This is a genomic window from Dehalobacterium formicoaceticum (genome assembly GCF_002224645.1).
Classification (GTDB): domain Bacteria; phylum Bacillota; class Dehalobacteriia; order Dehalobacteriales; family Dehalobacteriaceae; genus Dehalobacterium; species Dehalobacterium formicoaceticum.
This window is the reverse complement of record NZ_CP022121.1, coordinates 1,683,368-1,697,801: the sequence shown is the minus strand read 5'-3', so window position 1 is coordinate 1,697,801 and position 14,434 is coordinate 1,683,368. Positions and strand designations below refer to the sequence as shown.

Genomic DNA, 14,434 nt, shown 5'->3' with positions numbered 1-14,434 from the left:
CTAATTTGTTTTTTTATTTTTATTCTTCTTTTTCTTCCTTTTCTTTTCTTTCCCGGTCAGCCTCATCAATCATCTCTTTTAGCTCTGCTTCCGAAAACAGATATTTTTCACCGCAGAAATGACAGGTTAACTCCCCGCATCCCTGGTCCTCTAAAAGAGCGCACAGTTCTTCACGTCCAATGCCTTGCAAAATATGCTGCACCCGTTCCCGGGAACATTTACACTGAAAAGATACCGGTTGTTTTTCCAGTACCTGGAGGTCCATCCCCGCTAAAACCTTTGCTCCGATTTCTTCCGGGGTGATTCCCTCATCAATCATCTGACTTACGGGCAGCACGGAAGCGATATTTTTTTCCAATTGAGTTATATCCTCATCTGAAACCCCGGGCATTAACTGCACAATATACCCCCCGGCAGCTTTCACCGTATTATCAGGATTTACTAATACCCCCAAGGCGACTGCGGAGGGTGTTTGTTCCGACTCGGCAAAATAACGGGTCAAATCTTCACCGATCTCTCCGGACACCAAAGGAACAGAGCCTGTATAGGGTTCTTTCATGCCTAAATCTTTCACCACATATAAAAAGCCTTCTTTACCCACAGCACCGCCTACGTTTAACTTGCCCGGCGTAATGCTGGGCAGATGAACATGGGGATTTTCTACATAGCCCCGTACTTCTCCCAGTGCATTAGCCACAACCACAATCGCTCCTAAGGGACCGTCACCCAAAACCCTTAAAGTAAGGATATCCTCTCCTTTTAGGTTCAGACCCATCATCACACCGGCGGTAAGCAAACGGCCCAAGGCGGCACTGGCTGTGGGATAGGTGTCATGACGGCGTCTTGCCTCTTCACAAAGATTCGTTGTCGTGGCAACCCAAATTCGAATCCCGCCGCCTGCTCCCGTCCCTCTGATACAATAATCTGACATAAAACAGCTCCTTTCTTCTGCTCCTGCAATAACTCATTGTTATTATGCCCTAAAGGTTAAAAATGAATATCCTGATTAAGAATCTTCACTAATTTGGCGACATTTTCCCCAAACTTGTGCACCGTTTTCATCCCTTCCTGGTCTTCCAGGGCTTCCCCCGGATTTCTGCCAAAGACAATATTCCAATAGGTCGATCCCGGAACAATCATCTCATTAATAAAATAGAACATGAGCATTTCCTGAATCGAAGCTGTATGCCCGCCTCGCCGCGCGACAGCGATGGGACCGCCTACCTTCCAGGATAAAAATTGATCCGTTGCCCCGGAAACCTTACCGATCCTTTGCAAGGCAGACATCATATCACCCCGGGCCGTACCATAGTAGACCGGTGCTCCCACAATGAAGCCTTTGGCTTCCCGCACCTGATCAATAATTTCATTCAAACCGTCCTCCAGGACGCATTTTTTTAGCTCAACACATTTATTACAGGCAATACAGGACTTAATTTCCTTACCGGCAAAGGAGATTACTTCTGCCTCCACACCGTTTTCTTCAATTACCTGAGCACAGGATTGCAAAACCTGCATGGTATTGCCCTTAGGGCGGGGGCTGCCGCATAATAATAATACTTTATCCATAACCGAAACCTCCTAAAATTTCATGATAAAATTTCTCAAAGCAATGTGCTTATTTTATCATATTTAAGGAAATTTTTCTTTCCTGGGGCAGAGATATTTTGGGAAACCCGTCAGATTAGATATGGATAAAGGCTGCCGCTAAATCATCGACAGCCTCTTTTTTCTCTTCTATATGCTTTACCAAGAACTTCGTTTATCTTGATCTTACATTTTCTGTTTTTGTATCCGGCATAATTCTTCTGCCGATTTCCTCCAGTTCTTTGCCAAAGGTGGATAGGGGGGTGCCATTTTTGATTCCTTGATATATATTTTCCAGACGACTGACGGTATCCGCATCGGAGGACACCACACATCGTGTCACGGCAGAATCCGCTGCCAAAACCTTGTTTTGAACTTCGTTTTCTACTTTTTTCGTTTCCGCTTTTTCCAGATTTCCTTTCACATCTAGGCCCACATAGCAGGTATTTCCGGAAATTACTACGGTTGCTTCCTCTACCCCGGATACTCCTTCACATACGCGCACCAGTTTATCAGCTCTGGCTTGGGCATCATTGGTTCTTTCCATTGCCCCATTATTTCTTTGATCGGGCAGGTTATTTCTTTGATCGGCAGGATTATTTTGGGGCGCGGGATTAGGGGTATTTTGTTCCGGAATAGGTTTTTTGGCAGTAGAACAGGCACTGACGAGCAAAGTTAAGACGACCAGCAGTGCCAACATTAAAACTAACAGACGATTTTTCTTCATTGATAAGCACCTCTTTCTTTGAAATTACTTTCCATTTTGCTGTGTTTATTATGTGGGATGCGCAAAAAAAATATCCCGAAATTCCAGTGGAATTTTCAGGATATTCTTTGACTTTTTTTAATTGTTAGTAAAGGTTAGCAAGGGTTAGCGCTTCATTAAACTTTGAATAAACTGTTTTGCTGTCCGCCCGGAGCGGCCGTTATGCCACCGTTCCCACATTAAAGCTTTTTCTTTCAGCACCTCCGGCGGAATATCCAGACCATTTTGTTCCGCCAAGCCCATGACAATTTGTAAATATTGATCCTGGTCGGGAGAAGTATAGGTTACGGTAATACCAAAGCGGTCGGCCAAAGAGAGTTTTTCCGAAAGGGAATCATGGATACGGACCTCTCCCCCGCCTTCTCTGTCCTGCCAATTTTCCCGAATCAAATGTCTCCGATTGGAAGTGGCATAAATGACCACATTGTCCGGTAATACTTCCATTCCACCCTCGAGCAGATATTTAAGATATTTATATTCCGTTTCGTTGGCTTCAAAGGACAAGTCGTCCAAAAAAATCAAAAACCGCTGGGGATAATCTCTTAACTTACGTAAGATTACCGGTAAAGAAGCAAATTGTCCCTTATGAACCTCCACTAAACGCAGCCCGCGGTGACGATATTCGTTCACCAATGCTTTAATCGTCGATGACTTACCGGTACCCCTTTCCCCGTATAAGAGCATATGATTGGCTCTATTGCCCCCCACAAAGGTCTCAGTGTTATCAATAATCCTCTTTTTTTGATCCTCGTAACCAATTAAATCCTTTAAACGAATAGGGTCCGGATATGGAATACCCGCCAGTCCTGCTTCATCCTGCCAATGAAAGGAGGAAAAAAGGCACATAGGACCAAAACCGGCCTTGCGATAAAAATAAGCAAGAATTTTCACCAACTCTTTGGGATCCTCACTCTGGTTGAAAGAATCCTGCAACGCCGACATATTTTCCTCGGAGTAATTGCCTTCCCAATCTTCGTGCTGAAAAGGAAGAGAAAAATCTTCAATGGTATCCACAATTTCTGCCGGAACCCAATTCCCCAGGCTGCGGAAATCAAAATGATAAATGCCCTGGATCAAGCTCAAATCATGCCAGGCCAGCTGCAAAATGCTGCCTTCTATTTTGCCCTCGCACAAGCGGGCACCGACCCGACTAAAAGCATTTTCTGCCAAAGCTAGTAAGCGGGTGAGATAATGGTGCCATAAATTCCCTGACCAATGGTGTTCTTCCGCCTCTTGAACCAAATCCGAACATATTCGGTAAAATTTTTGATCCCTTAAAAGAACCTGATCCGGTTGCAGCGGGTCACGGCCAATAAACTCCAGCAGGCTTTTAAATTCCTTCAACAAAGGGTCTGCTCCAATATTACGAAATAAAATCAATCTTTCCAAATGAAAAAATTTCTCCTGTTTTGATTGCACTTCTTTATTCATCTTCTTTCTCTCGATTGATCTGTTTTTGTTTATCTAAGATTTACTTTATGATCTAAGTCTATCAATCCATTTTTAACCGCCATAGGCTCTGCCCCTTCTCCGTTTTCTTTTCCACCAGGCTCTCCTTTAGTAAGGAGTCCAGGGAAATATTTACGGCGGTAATGGGACTCATCATCATACCACAAGTGCTTAAATGATATTCCTCCTGAAATTGTTTCATCACCTGGTGATACTGATCTGGGTATTCCACACGCAGCTCCTGGACCAGATAATCAATATTCTTAAAATAGTCTTTCTCCAGCAATGATAAAATTAATTGATTAAATTCTGAAAAATCCACTGTACCATACCTCTTTATTGAGTGTTCTTGTGTTATTATACCCTTCCCCTCTCAAGAGCTCAAGAAACTTTTTTTACGATCATAGGAAGGAAAATTTGTTATAATAAAAAGAGTAAATTGCTCTGCTTATCCCAGTATTTCCTTGTTTTATTTTCAAGAATTTAATCGACTAAGGAGTACAAAATGGAATACGGAAACATCACCAAAGCTACCTTTTTGCATAGACCGAACCGTTTTATTGCCCATGTCCTGATCGACGGCAAGGAAGAAATCGTCCATGTAAAAAATACGGGACGCTGCCGGGAATTGCTGCAGCCTGAAGCCCAAGTGATCTTAGAAAAATCATCCAATCCCAACCGCAAAACGAAATATTCCTTAATTGCCGTTTATAAGGGGGGTCTTTTAGTGAACATTGATTCCCAGGCTCCTAACACTGTTGTTTTTGAAGGCATCCAGGATCATCAAATTCCTGAAATCAATGAAGTCATAACCTTAAAAAAAGAAATGACCTTCGGCCGATCACGTTTTGACCTTTACTTTGAAAATGGCCGGGGGCAACAGGGATTTATTGAAGTGAAAGGAGTCACCTTAGAAAATCAGGGCGTGGCCATGTTTCCCGATGCTCCTACCCTACGGGGTACAAAGCACATTCGGGAAATGATCCGAGCGGTAGAAGAAGGATACCAGGGCTATATCTTCTTTTTACTCCAGATGAAGGAAATCAAATATTTCACTCCCAACACTCTGATGGATCCCAAATTTAGTGAAGCAATATCTGCGGCCCATGACGCCGGAGTAAAAATCTTGGCTTATGATGCTCTGGTCACGGAAAAGAAACTCATTTTAGGGAATAAAATAAAAACAGTCCTCCCATAAAGGGAAATTATTTAATATCTCGAATACCCTTTGATACAGTAAATATCAACCGAAAGACAAAGGAGGCAGCTTGCCATGGAATTAAAAGAAAAAATAGAAGGCATCATCAATGAGATGGTCCAGGATGCCAATACCCAGACCTGTTATCGTCCGCCCCTCATCGGTTATGCTTCTGCTCATGATCACCTTTTTACCCAAATGAAAAATATTATCGGTCCCCATGTGGTTCATCCCCGGGAAATCCTGCCGGAAGCCAAAACAGTGGTCGCCTTCTTTGTTCCTTTTTCTGAAGGAATTGTCCGGGCCAATCGTTCGGCCCAAGGGGTTCCCGTGGAATGGGCTCGGGCTTATATTGAGGCTAACACACTAATTGGAGATATTTGTGCCCGCCTAAAAGATGAACTGGAAAAGGAGGGGATCCCTTCCGGTTTTCAAAAAGCAACCCATAATTTTAATGAGGTGGATCTTACCGCAGCCTGGTCCCACCGCAGTGCCGCCTATGTGGCCGGTCTGGGTACCTTTGGGCTCAATCATCTTTTAATCACACCTGCCGGCTGCGCCGGGCGCTTCGGCAGTATCATCATTGCACGAGAAATCCCCCCTACCCCAAAGCCGACGGAAGAATACTGTCTTTATTATCAAAAAGGCACCTGTACAGCCTGTGTCAAAAATTGTCCGACCGGTGCCCTGCAAATCGACAGCTGGGATAAACAAAGATGTTATGCCCAATTACTCCAGGTAGCTGAAGATTATCCCCAATTAGGACTATGTGACGTTTGCGGCAAATGCAATTTAGGACCTTGTGCCCTGTCCAGCTGTTAGCTACTCTCTATGCTGATCACTTTGTTTTACGGTAGTTTGTTGGCGCATAGCACGAGCTTCTTCAATCTGAAATGGCATAATAGAGACAACTATATTTCTTTCATGCAATAATGAATTTATTATAAGAAAAGATGTGTTATTATGCAGGGACATCTGCCAACTTTTTTTTACTACAAAGTGGGGCAACAGAACTGTAATCATATCCCCTGGTTGAGAGGCATGCTCCTCTGATTCAATATATTCCACAAGAGTTTTAACTGTTTCCCGGAAAGGAGATTCTTTAATAATAAGAGGTATGTCTGTATTTAACATGGACCACTTTTTCCGGAGTTTGTCAGCCTCACCTTCGTAGGTCTCAATGTGAAAGACTTCGATGTTAGGTGTAATACTTTTGGCATATTTTATTGCCTTAAGCACCATTTTATTCAAACTGTCAATGGGAATAATAATATGGGGAGTTGGTTTTTGTCTAATTACAATCTGCTCTAATTTCTCTTTGGGGATATCCAATTCTTGGGCAACAGCATTGTAGTGGCGCTTAATCCTCTTCATAAAATATATTAAGAGGGGAATGGCAATAAAAACTATCCAGGCTCCGCTTAAAAATTTAGTTACACTTACAATTATTACGGTCACAAAAGTAACCAAACAGCCGATCCCGTTAATTGCCGCCTTATATTGCCAGCCTTGAGGTTTTAAGCGGATCCAGCGCATAAACATACCTGCTTGGGCTAAGGTAAAAGAAGTAAACACCCCCACAGCATACAAAGGGATCAGTTTATGTGTTTCACCTTTAAAAATAATCACCAGCAAAGCTCCCCCCAAGGATAATAAAACAATCCCGTTGGAATAGCTTAACCGATGCCCTCGGGCAGATAACTGTCTTGGAGCATAACCATCTCTGGAAATAACTGAAATCAAAGTAGGAAATCCCGCAAAAGCTGTGTTGGCCGCCATCGCAAGAATTATAGCCGTAGCAACCTGAATTGCATAAAACATAAAACCTTTGCCAAAGACAGCGGTGGCAATTTGTGCCAGCACGGTCATGTCTTCATTGGGAACTGTATGAAACAATACTGCCAAATAAGAGGTGCCAACAAAAGTGATAAGAACCATAAGCGCCAAAAATACGTATGCTGTTTTCGCATTTTTGGTAGAAGGTTCACGGAAATTAGGTACAGCATCACATATGGCTTCCACACCGGTTAATGCTGCACAGCCAGAAGAAAATGCTCTCAGAATTAAAAACAGGGATATTGCCTGGGTGCCCAAATCAACACTGGAAGCAGCGGGAGCAGGCAGAGGTGTGACATCTCCTTTTAGGGATTTGAGCACACCAAAAATGATTAATAAGATAATTGATACAACAAAAGCGTATGTGGGTATGCCAAATAATTTTGTTGATTCTTTTACTCCTCGCAAGTTTCCTAAAGTCATTAATAAAATTATGATAATAGCAATTGCCACCTTATGAGTATGCAAAAAAGGAATAGCCGATGTGATCGCCGCAGTTCCTGCCGAAATACTCACGGCAACCGTCAGGGTATAATCAACAGAAAGAGATGCCCCGACGATTAATCCAAAAATTGTTTGCAGATTATCTTTGGCGACAATATAAGCCCCACCACCATTAGGGTAAGCGTCAATAATCTGGCGGTAAGATATGGTTAAAATAATTAACAGAATAATTACAGCTCCTGCGATTTTGGGCAGCAATAAATACGACATGATGCCAATTACCGGAATCAAAACTAAAAGGATTTCTTCTACTGCATAAGCCACGGAAGAAATGGCATCACTGGATAATACGGGCAGTCCCCAAAATACATTAAACTTTTCCTCACTGATTTGGTTGGAAGGAAGCTTCTCTCCCAACAATCGTGATTTTATGCTCTTACGCAAATATTATCACCTCTTTCTTCTTGTCGGTATAAATATTCTAATCTCATTTTGGCAAAAAGCAACATTTTTTTTTGCAAAATCAAGTTTATTATTATCCACTCAGTTAAAACATATTATGTTACATTTTTTAAAAACTGATTCTGCAAACCGGATGATTGACGTGTCTTATTGTTTATGAAAATTTAATAGTTTAATAAAAAATTTTTGCTATAATAATAAGACATAAGAAAATCAGCGAAATCATCGAAAGAAGGTACCATGTCCATGGCAATTTGGGATTTTGAGTTTGCCAAAATTATTCCTCTGATCAGTCAATTGGGATATGCGGGCGCCGCAGGAGCGCTCTTTATGGAAGGATTGTCCATTCCTTTTCCAGGAGGCATTTTCTTACTTATTTATGGCTTTCTCTCCTCCCAGGGAGAAATGTCGCTTCCTTTGGCCATCCTGATTTCTTCCATCGGTTATACCGCTGCCACTACTTTTCCTTATTACATCGGGAAAATCGGCGGACGGCCTTTGTTGTTAAATTACGGTCCCTATTTCGGCATATCTCATAAAAAGTTTACCATCACGGAAAGTTGGTTTAAGAAATTCGGCGCCTTCTTTGTTGCCTTGGGACGGCTCATGTTCTTTCGAAACTATGTTTCTTACTTTGCCGGTATTGCCAAAATGCCCGCCTTACGTTTCTATTTTTATACCTGGATCGGAATCCTGCCTTGGGTGGCTTTCATGACGATTTTAGGCTATGTCCTGGGCAATAACTGGAGTTATGCCCTGACTCTCCTGAGCCGTTACTCCTGGATCGGTGTTTTGATCTTCCTTTTAGGAGGCGTCATCCTGTACTTTCTGATCAAAAACCGGCTGCTAAAAAGGCTTAACAAGTGGCTGGAAAATGCATAATATATCTTGACAACAGGAAAATGTTCTGATAAAATCCCGTTTTCGACAGTTAGAAGAAAAAGAAAGCTGGGAACCCGCGTGTTTAGCAGGTTCCCAGCTAATTATTGAATTTGAAATGTTGTATGTAATTACTAGTTTAATAATTTTTTAATTTTCCCGTTTAATTCCTTTGGTCTATAATGAAGCCTATCCAGATTAAGTGATGTTAATTCCATTAATGTATCAAGGGCCTTGCTACTATGATAGAGTGCCATGTATTCAATATCGTGTACGTTGGTGACATTCATATTTTTAAGTGTAGTAATTAGGTTTTCTGGAGTTATATGAGTATGTTGTTCGTCCAATTTAGCCTCTAATAGGCGATATACCAATAGGGCTGTAAAACAGATCATGAAGTGGGCCTTGATACGATTAGGCAATCTGTGATTTATAGGCCTCCCGGTGAAATTGGTTTTCATAATTCTGAAACACTCTTCAATCTGATATCTTTTGTGTGATATTGCGAGAATATCTTGAGCACGATCTTCGAGATTAGTCGCCACTGCATAATAGCCATCGTATTTTTCTTCCTCAGCAATTTTCTCCTCGTCCAGGACATAATTAATAACTGCCTTTTCACCAGATTTTGTATGAGAGATTCTTTTCATGAATCTTTTTACATCATTCGGTCCCTTCTTAATTTCTTCAGGATCCTTTCTAGCTAATAGTTTTTTTGCCCGCTCTATCTGGCTTCTCCGTACTGATCTTTGATACTCCATCATTTTTCGTGAAAATCTTATGATTAAGCGTTGCCTTAAAAGTCCGGTCGATTTCCTAGACTTAACACTACCATTTTTTAATGTTATTTCTTCGCTTAAACCAATGTCAAGGGCTTTGTCAGCAAAAATTACTTTGTAAGCAAAATCGTTATACAAAGGTAAATTTTCTTTTGAGTACTGATCAAAGGTTGTCATTTTTTTGATTGTGACAGGGGAGTCGTTTGACAATAAATGATAGTCATAGTCATTAAAAACTGCCTCCTTAAGAGTATTGCTTAATTTTTTAATTGATTGAGTGACAATAAAAGCCCTGCCACCCATGCTATTAAATTTACGGATGCTATAAGAACCAAGTCCCGCATCGGCACAATAAATAAATTTGGCTCCATTCAGCATCTTTAAGACTTCTTTTTCCAGGGGGATGGCAGTAGTTTGTTCACTTGTGTTCCCGGGATGCAGGGACATGGTGATGGGAATACCTTGGCTATCCATGAAAAGCCCCATCTCCACAATCGGATTAGGGCGATGCTCCTTACTTATCCCGAATTTTCTTAAGCCACAAATAACTTCCCCTGTAACTTCATCAACAATATCCTCGTCAGGTTGTTCGCATTCACAATAGAAGTTTGTGCAATCATAGTAGATAATAGAAGAATCTCTTTTGACGACAGCATTACTGTTTTTATAAAGCCATGTTAAGTAAACGTCATAATGCTCCTCTAAAATATCCATAAACCGAAGAATATGCTGGTAATCAAATTCTGGCTGCTCATAATATGAATTCAAATCATTCCAGGTGGAAAGTTTAGAACCGGGTTTTAGTATTCTAGCGTACGTTAGGAAACGGAGGATTTTAAAACTATCATAGGTGTTCTTGCATTCTGAAATATTTTGCTTAAAAAAAGTTTTAAGATTAAGACCTTTCATAATATCTTGCAGAACAAAATAACCTATGTTCAAACAAGTGGATGCCGATGCCTCGTCTTGTGTATGCTTGACTTTCTCATTAAAATTAGCAGTTAGGTTAAATGTGACACTGCCAACGCGGTATTCCTCGTTCATCTTTTTAATTTCTTCTCTTACATAGGTTTCGGGGTCATCAGTTATTTTCAAGAGTTCGGAATGTTTTCCGAAATTCTTGATATTTTTGGTAGTAGTTTTTTTGCCGTTTCTTATTCCTTGCTGCGCATAATAAGTAGGATCTTTAAGCCGTTTATCATAGTATAGTTTCAAGACGCATCACCCATATATATTATACCGTATACATACACCACATACAACATTTATTTTAAAAAAATTGACAAAAAAATAAGCCTATTTAAAGGCTTTGAGGGATTTTGATAGGCCTGTAAGTGTCGAAGACCCGGCTGGAAAATGCATAATATATCTTGACAACAGGAAAATGTTCTGATAAAATTTGTCTTAATTCAAAAACAAGAGGCTGTGACGGAGAAAAGTAATTGGGATTCTGTTTTCCCAGGGAGTATGTGTCGGCGACTGAAAGCACATACAAAACGTGACCTGATGAAGTTCCCTCCTGAGCCGCAAGGTGAACCGATGTGATCAAAGACATCGCAAGTAGCCGCAGCCGGGATGCTTCCGCCGTTATCAAGGAAGAGGGTATCGGATAACTTCCCGTACCTGACCAAGGGGGCATGAAAATGCCTAATAGGATGGTACCGCGAGACATTTCGTTCCTAACAGGATGAGATGTTTTTTTATTGAAGTTTTCCCGTACTTAAAAGTTGGGCTTGTTTTTGCATTGCCAAACAGGGTGGTACCGCGGATTCTCCACAGATTCGTCCCTTTTCAGGATGAATTCTGTGGTTTTTTTATGGAAAAATAAAATTTATTAAACTTAGGAGGATGAAAAATGATTATTGTGATGAGTAAAAAAGCGACGGAAGAAAATATCAATGCTGTAACAAATAGATTGGAACATGATGGCTTCAGCACTCACATTATCCGTGGGGTGGAAAAAATCGTTATTGGCGCCATCGGTGATAAAAAGGCGATCTCTTCTATGGGCCTGGAATTGATGGCTGGGGTGGAAAATATTGTGCCCATTATGAAGCCCTATAAACTTGTGAGCAGAGAGGTAAAATCCGAGGATTCTGTCATTGATATTGACGGCGTAAAAATCGGCGGGGATAATTTCATAGTGATCGCCGGTCCTTGCGCCGTGGAAAGCCGTGACCAGCTTTTAACCGCCGCCGAGGGGGTCAAGGAAGCCGGAGCCCATATTTTAAGAGGGGGCGCTTTCAAACCCCGTACCTCCCCGTACAGCTTCCAGGGACTGGAGGAGAAGGGTTTGGAAATTCTGGCCGAAGCACGAGACTTGACCGGTTTGAAAATCGTCACCGAGATCATTGACGCCTATAGCCTGGATATGTCCTTAGCTTATGTGGACCTGATCCAAATCGGTGCACGCAATATGCAAAATTTCCACCTGCTGCGCCAGGCTGGGAAATCAGGAAAACCTGTGATTTTGAAAAGGGGGCTCTCCGCTACCATTGAAGAATGGCTCATGGCAGCCGAATATATTATGTCGGAAGGTAATTATAATGTTATTCTCTGTGAAAGAGGCATTCGTACCTTTGAAACAGCTACCCGAAACACTCTGGATATCAGTGCCGTGCCCTTGATTAAAGGATTAAGCCATTTGCCCATAATTATTGACCCCAGTCATGCCACCGGTGATTGGCATTTAGTCACGCCTCTTGCCAAAGCGGCTTTGGCCGTTGGAGCGAACGGTATTATGGTGGAAGTCCATCCCAACCCGCTCCAAGCAATGTGTGATGGTCCCCAGTCCTTATCTCTGAAAAAATTCTCTCTCTTGATGGAGGAATTAAAACCTTTATCTCAACTATTGAAAAAAATTGTTTAGAATCGGAAGGGATGATGCGTCATCATGAAAGAAAGAAATGTAGGTTTTCTGGGACCCAAGGGCACTTATACGGAAGCAGCGGCTCAACAGGTTTTTCCGGGACAAAATCTGATTCCCTATAGGGATGTGACAGCCATTCTGACTGCTGTATCCGCCGGAGAGATCCACCATGGCATCCTGCCCATTGAAAATCTTCTGGAAGGCACTGTCCTCCCGGTACTGGACGGACTAACATCCTTTCCTGAACTAAAAATCCAGGGGGAAACCTTGATCAGGATTGAGCATCATCTCCTGGTCAAACCGGGCATGAAAAAGGAAGAACTGACCGCCGTATTCTCCCATACCCAGGCTTTGGCCCAATGCCGGAATTATCTTAGGGAGGAACTGCCCCATCTGCCCTGCCAGGCTATGTCCAGTACCGCAGAGGCCGCCCGGCGGGTGGCCTTTGATCTCCACACCTGCGGGGCCATCGGGAACAGAAAGGCGGCGGAAATTTATGGGCTGGAGGTTTTGGATGATAATATCTCTGATGCGCCGGAAAATACCACCCGCTTTATTGTCATCGGACTGGAAATCCCGCCCCCCACGGGAAAGGATAAAACTTCCTTGGTCTTATCCCTGGAGCATCAACCGGGCAGCCTCTCTCAACTCTTGATTTTATTCGCCCGAGAAGGGATCAATCTGACTAAAATTGAATCCCGCCCCTCCCGAAAGGTGATGGGAGAATATATCTTCTATCTGGATTTTGAAGGTCATATCACAGATGAACGGATTCAAAAAGTAATAAAAGAAGCAGAAAATTATGTCACATCTTTGTCCATTATGGGCTCCTATCCTAGGGCCGGATCTTAAGAGGCAGGGATTACAATTCTTTCAACCCGTTTTAATGAAGATAAATCCTGAAGAGGATTCCCTTGTACGGCAATAAGATAAGCAGGACTTCCTGGCTCCATCCGCCCCCAATTAGGATCCAGCCCTATAATTTTTGCTCCGGTAAAAATTGCGGCTTTGAGGATTTCTGTATGGGATAAACCGGCAGCATGATACAATGCGATTTCTTCATAATAAGAAGAACCATGGGGAGCACCGATGGCACCGGCATCGGTACCCACCCCCAAGGGGACCCCTAAGGAAGCGGCTTTTTTTACCTGAGTCATATGACGCAAATATGTTTTCTCAATGACATGCAACCCTTCCCAATCATGAGCTTTAGCACAGGGTTCCCTGGTTTGTGCTGCTACCGGAATAATCGTCGGCACCCAGGCGATCCCTTTTTTCTCCATTAGTTCTAAAGAAGTATCGCTGATAAAATAACCATGCTCCACGGAATCCACTCCTGCATCAACGGCCCGAGCCACCCCTTCAACGGAATTGACATGGGCCATCACCTTCAGCCCCAAGGTATGGCTCTCTTCTACCAATTCCTGCAATTCTGCCAAACTAAAATGGAGAGGGCCGACCTTTTCATATTGGGAAAAGCTCACAATACCGGAAACAACAATCTTGATTTGATCCACCCCTGAGGCAGCCAATTCCCGAATCTGCTTTTTCCCTTCCTCAGCTGTGTCAACCCCTCCTCCTAAAAAGGTCCCATACAGCCCCTTGCGGCGCAGAGCATGTCCCGTTGCTTTTACCAGCAACCCAGGTCTTAGCCTCCTTTTTGCCTCCAGACCAATCCCTTCCAGATCCCCTCCGTCCCGGACGGCAAGAATTCCCTTTTGCAGCAGATGACGGCCAAACTTAAGTGTCTGCTGCTCAATCAGATTTTGATCCGGCCAGCGAGCTAAACATTGTTTAAAATCCACACTATCCAGGGCAAAATGCACATGGCAATCCACTAACCCCGGCATTAAGGTTAATCCCGCCAGGGAAATGATTTCCCCTTGATGCTGCTTTGCCCAGACCGGAACCTGCTCCAAGGACAAAAGAGCGCTGATCTCTCCCTCTCTTACGGCCAAAGCTTTGCCTTTCAGAATGCGGTTTTCTTTAAGATCCAAAATGCCCTCCGGTATTAGCAGGACAGATTCTCCGCTGTTAATCATATTTGGTAAACTCATAGTTCCTCCTTGTCAATCCATACTTGTCAATCCATGTTTGTAAATCCATGCTGAGATTTCTTTTAATCCTGGTCTAATTAATCTTATCCTCTCATATTTTCTTAATAA

The 14,434-nt window shown here is 42.6% G+C and carries 13 protein-coding genes; 5 read left to right on the top strand and 8 right to left on the bottom strand.

Features of this window, described 5'->3' with window-relative positions; all coding sequences use genetic code 11:
- Window positions 1–19: 19 nt before the first annotated feature.
- The 5 genes from hslO to CEQ75_RS08300 form a co-directional block, all read right to left on the bottom strand.
- On the bottom strand, window positions 20–931 hold the full coding sequence (hslO, locus tag CEQ75_RS08320) for an Hsp33 family molecular chaperone HslO (protein ID WP_089609921.1): 912 nt from the start codon (window positions 929–931) through the stop codon (window positions 20–22).
- 56 nt (window positions 932–987) lie between these two features.
- Window positions 988–1,569 carry a flavodoxin family protein gene (locus CEQ75_RS08315; protein WP_089609920.1) on the bottom strand — a complete coding sequence of 194 codons (582 nt, stop codon included), beginning with the start codon at window positions 1,567–1,569 and terminating at the stop codon, window positions 988–990.
- Window positions 1,570–1,762: 193 nt separating this feature from the next.
- The gene (locus tag CEQ75_RS08310) at window positions 1,763–2,314 is read right to left on the bottom strand and encodes a YhcN/YlaJ family sporulation lipoprotein (RefSeq protein WP_089609919.1); all 552 of its coding nucleotides are present in this window, start codon (window positions 2,312–2,314) and stop codon (window positions 1,763–1,765) included.
- A gap of 144 nt (window positions 2,315–2,458) precedes the next feature.
- Window positions 2,459–3,784, bottom strand: coding sequence for an ATP-binding protein (locus tag CEQ75_RS08305; RefSeq protein WP_089609918.1), 1,326 nt, complete (start codon window positions 3,782–3,784; stop codon window positions 2,459–2,461).
- 61 nt (window positions 3,785–3,845) lie between these two features.
- A complete protein-coding gene (locus CEQ75_RS08300) occupies window positions 3,846–4,124 on the bottom strand; it encodes a hypothetical protein (protein WP_089609917.1) in 279 nt (92 codons plus the stop codon).
- A 183-nt stretch (window positions 4,125–4,307) separates the two neighbouring features.
- Here CEQ75_RS08300 and sfsA point away from each other — a divergent pair, with 183 nt between their 5' ends.
- Window positions 4,308–5,000: a DNA/RNA nuclease SfsA gene (sfsA, locus tag CEQ75_RS08295; protein ID WP_089609916.1), complete on the top strand. Its 693-nt coding sequence runs from the start codon at window positions 4,308–4,310 to the stop codon at window positions 4,998–5,000.
- Between the two features lie 75 nt (window positions 5,001–5,075).
- Window positions 5,076–5,822 (top strand): epoxyqueuosine reductase, encoded by a 747-nt coding sequence (locus CEQ75_RS08290; protein ID WP_089609915.1) that lies wholly within the window; start codon window positions 5,076–5,078, stop codon window positions 5,820–5,822.
- On the opposite strand, the gene CEQ75_RS08285 is transcribed toward CEQ75_RS08290, so the two are convergent.
- On the bottom strand, window positions 5,823–7,724 hold the full coding sequence (locus tag CEQ75_RS08285) for an APC family permease (protein WP_089609914.1): 1,902 nt from the start codon (window positions 7,722–7,724) through the stop codon (window positions 5,823–5,825).
- A gap of 264 nt (window positions 7,725–7,988) precedes the next feature.
- On the opposite strand from CEQ75_RS08285, the gene CEQ75_RS08280 reads away from it, so the two are divergent.
- A complete protein-coding gene (locus CEQ75_RS08280) occupies window positions 7,989–8,624 on the top strand; it encodes a DedA family protein (protein WP_157677379.1) in 636 nt (211 codons plus the stop codon).
- Between the two features lie 131 nt (window positions 8,625–8,755).
- Here CEQ75_RS08280 and CEQ75_RS08275 read toward each other — a convergent pair whose 3' ends face one another.
- Window positions 8,756–10,615: an IS1634 family transposase gene (locus CEQ75_RS08275; RefSeq protein WP_089609912.1), complete on the bottom strand. Its 1,860-nt coding sequence runs from the start codon at window positions 10,613–10,615 to the stop codon at window positions 8,756–8,758.
- Between the two features lie 640 nt (window positions 10,616–11,255).
- Here CEQ75_RS08275 and aroF point away from each other — a divergent pair.
- Both aroF and pheA read left to right on the top strand, forming a co-directional pair.
- A complete protein-coding gene (gene aroF / locus CEQ75_RS08270) occupies window positions 11,256–12,269 on the top strand; it encodes a 3-deoxy-7-phosphoheptulonate synthase (RefSeq protein WP_089609911.1) in 1,014 nt (337 codons plus the stop codon).
- A gap of 24 nt (window positions 12,270–12,293) precedes the next feature.
- Complete coding sequence (gene pheA / locus CEQ75_RS08265; RefSeq protein WP_089609910.1) at window positions 12,294–13,121, top strand: prephenate dehydratase; 828 nt, start codon at window positions 12,294–12,296, stop codon at window positions 13,119–13,121.
- On the opposite strand, the gene CEQ75_RS08260 is transcribed toward pheA, so the two are convergent.
- Complete coding sequence (locus CEQ75_RS08260; protein WP_089609909.1) at window positions 13,118–14,326, bottom strand: amidohydrolase family protein; 1,209 nt, start codon at window positions 14,324–14,326, stop codon at window positions 13,118–13,120. The genes pheA and CEQ75_RS08260 overlap by 4 nt on opposite strands.
- Between the last annotated feature and the right edge of the window lie 108 nt (window positions 14,327–14,434).

Excerpts from the sequence above, each read along its gene's own strand:
- hslO (WP_089609921.1), bottom strand. The coding sequence starts at position 931 with ATGTCAGATTATTGTATCAGAGGGACGGGAGCAGGCGGCGGGATTCGA.
- CEQ75_RS08315 (WP_089609920.1), bottom strand. The coding sequence starts at position 1,569 with ATGGATAAAGTATTATTATTATGCGGCAGCCCCCGCCCTAAGGGCAAT.
- CEQ75_RS08310 (WP_089609919.1), bottom strand. The coding sequence starts at position 2,314 with ATGAAGAAAAATCGTCTGTTAGTTTTAATGTTGGCACTGCTGGTCGTC.
- CEQ75_RS08305 (WP_089609918.1), bottom strand. The coding sequence starts at position 3,784 with ATGAATAAAGAAGTGCAATCAAAACAGGAGAAATTTTTTCATTTGGAA.
- sfsA (WP_089609916.1), top strand. The coding sequence starts at position 4,308 with ATGGAATACGGAAACATCACCAAAGCTACCTTTTTGCATAGACCGAAC.
- CEQ75_RS08290 (WP_089609915.1), top strand. The coding sequence starts at position 5,076 with ATGGAATTAAAAGAAAAAATAGAAGGCATCATCAATGAGATGGTCCAG.
- CEQ75_RS08280 (WP_157677379.1), top strand. The coding sequence starts at position 7,989 with ATGGCAATTTGGGATTTTGAGTTTGCCAAAATTATTCCTCTGATCAGT.
- aroF (WP_089609911.1), top strand. The coding sequence starts at position 11,256 with ATGATTATTGTGATGAGTAAAAAAGCGACGGAAGAAAATATCAATGCT.
- pheA (WP_089609910.1), top strand. The coding sequence starts at position 12,294 with ATGAAAGAAAGAAATGTAGGTTTTCTGGGACCCAAGGGCACTTATACG.
- CEQ75_RS08260 (WP_089609909.1), bottom strand. The coding sequence starts at position 14,326 with ATGAGTTTACCAAATATGATTAACAGCGGAGAATCTGTCCTGCTAATA.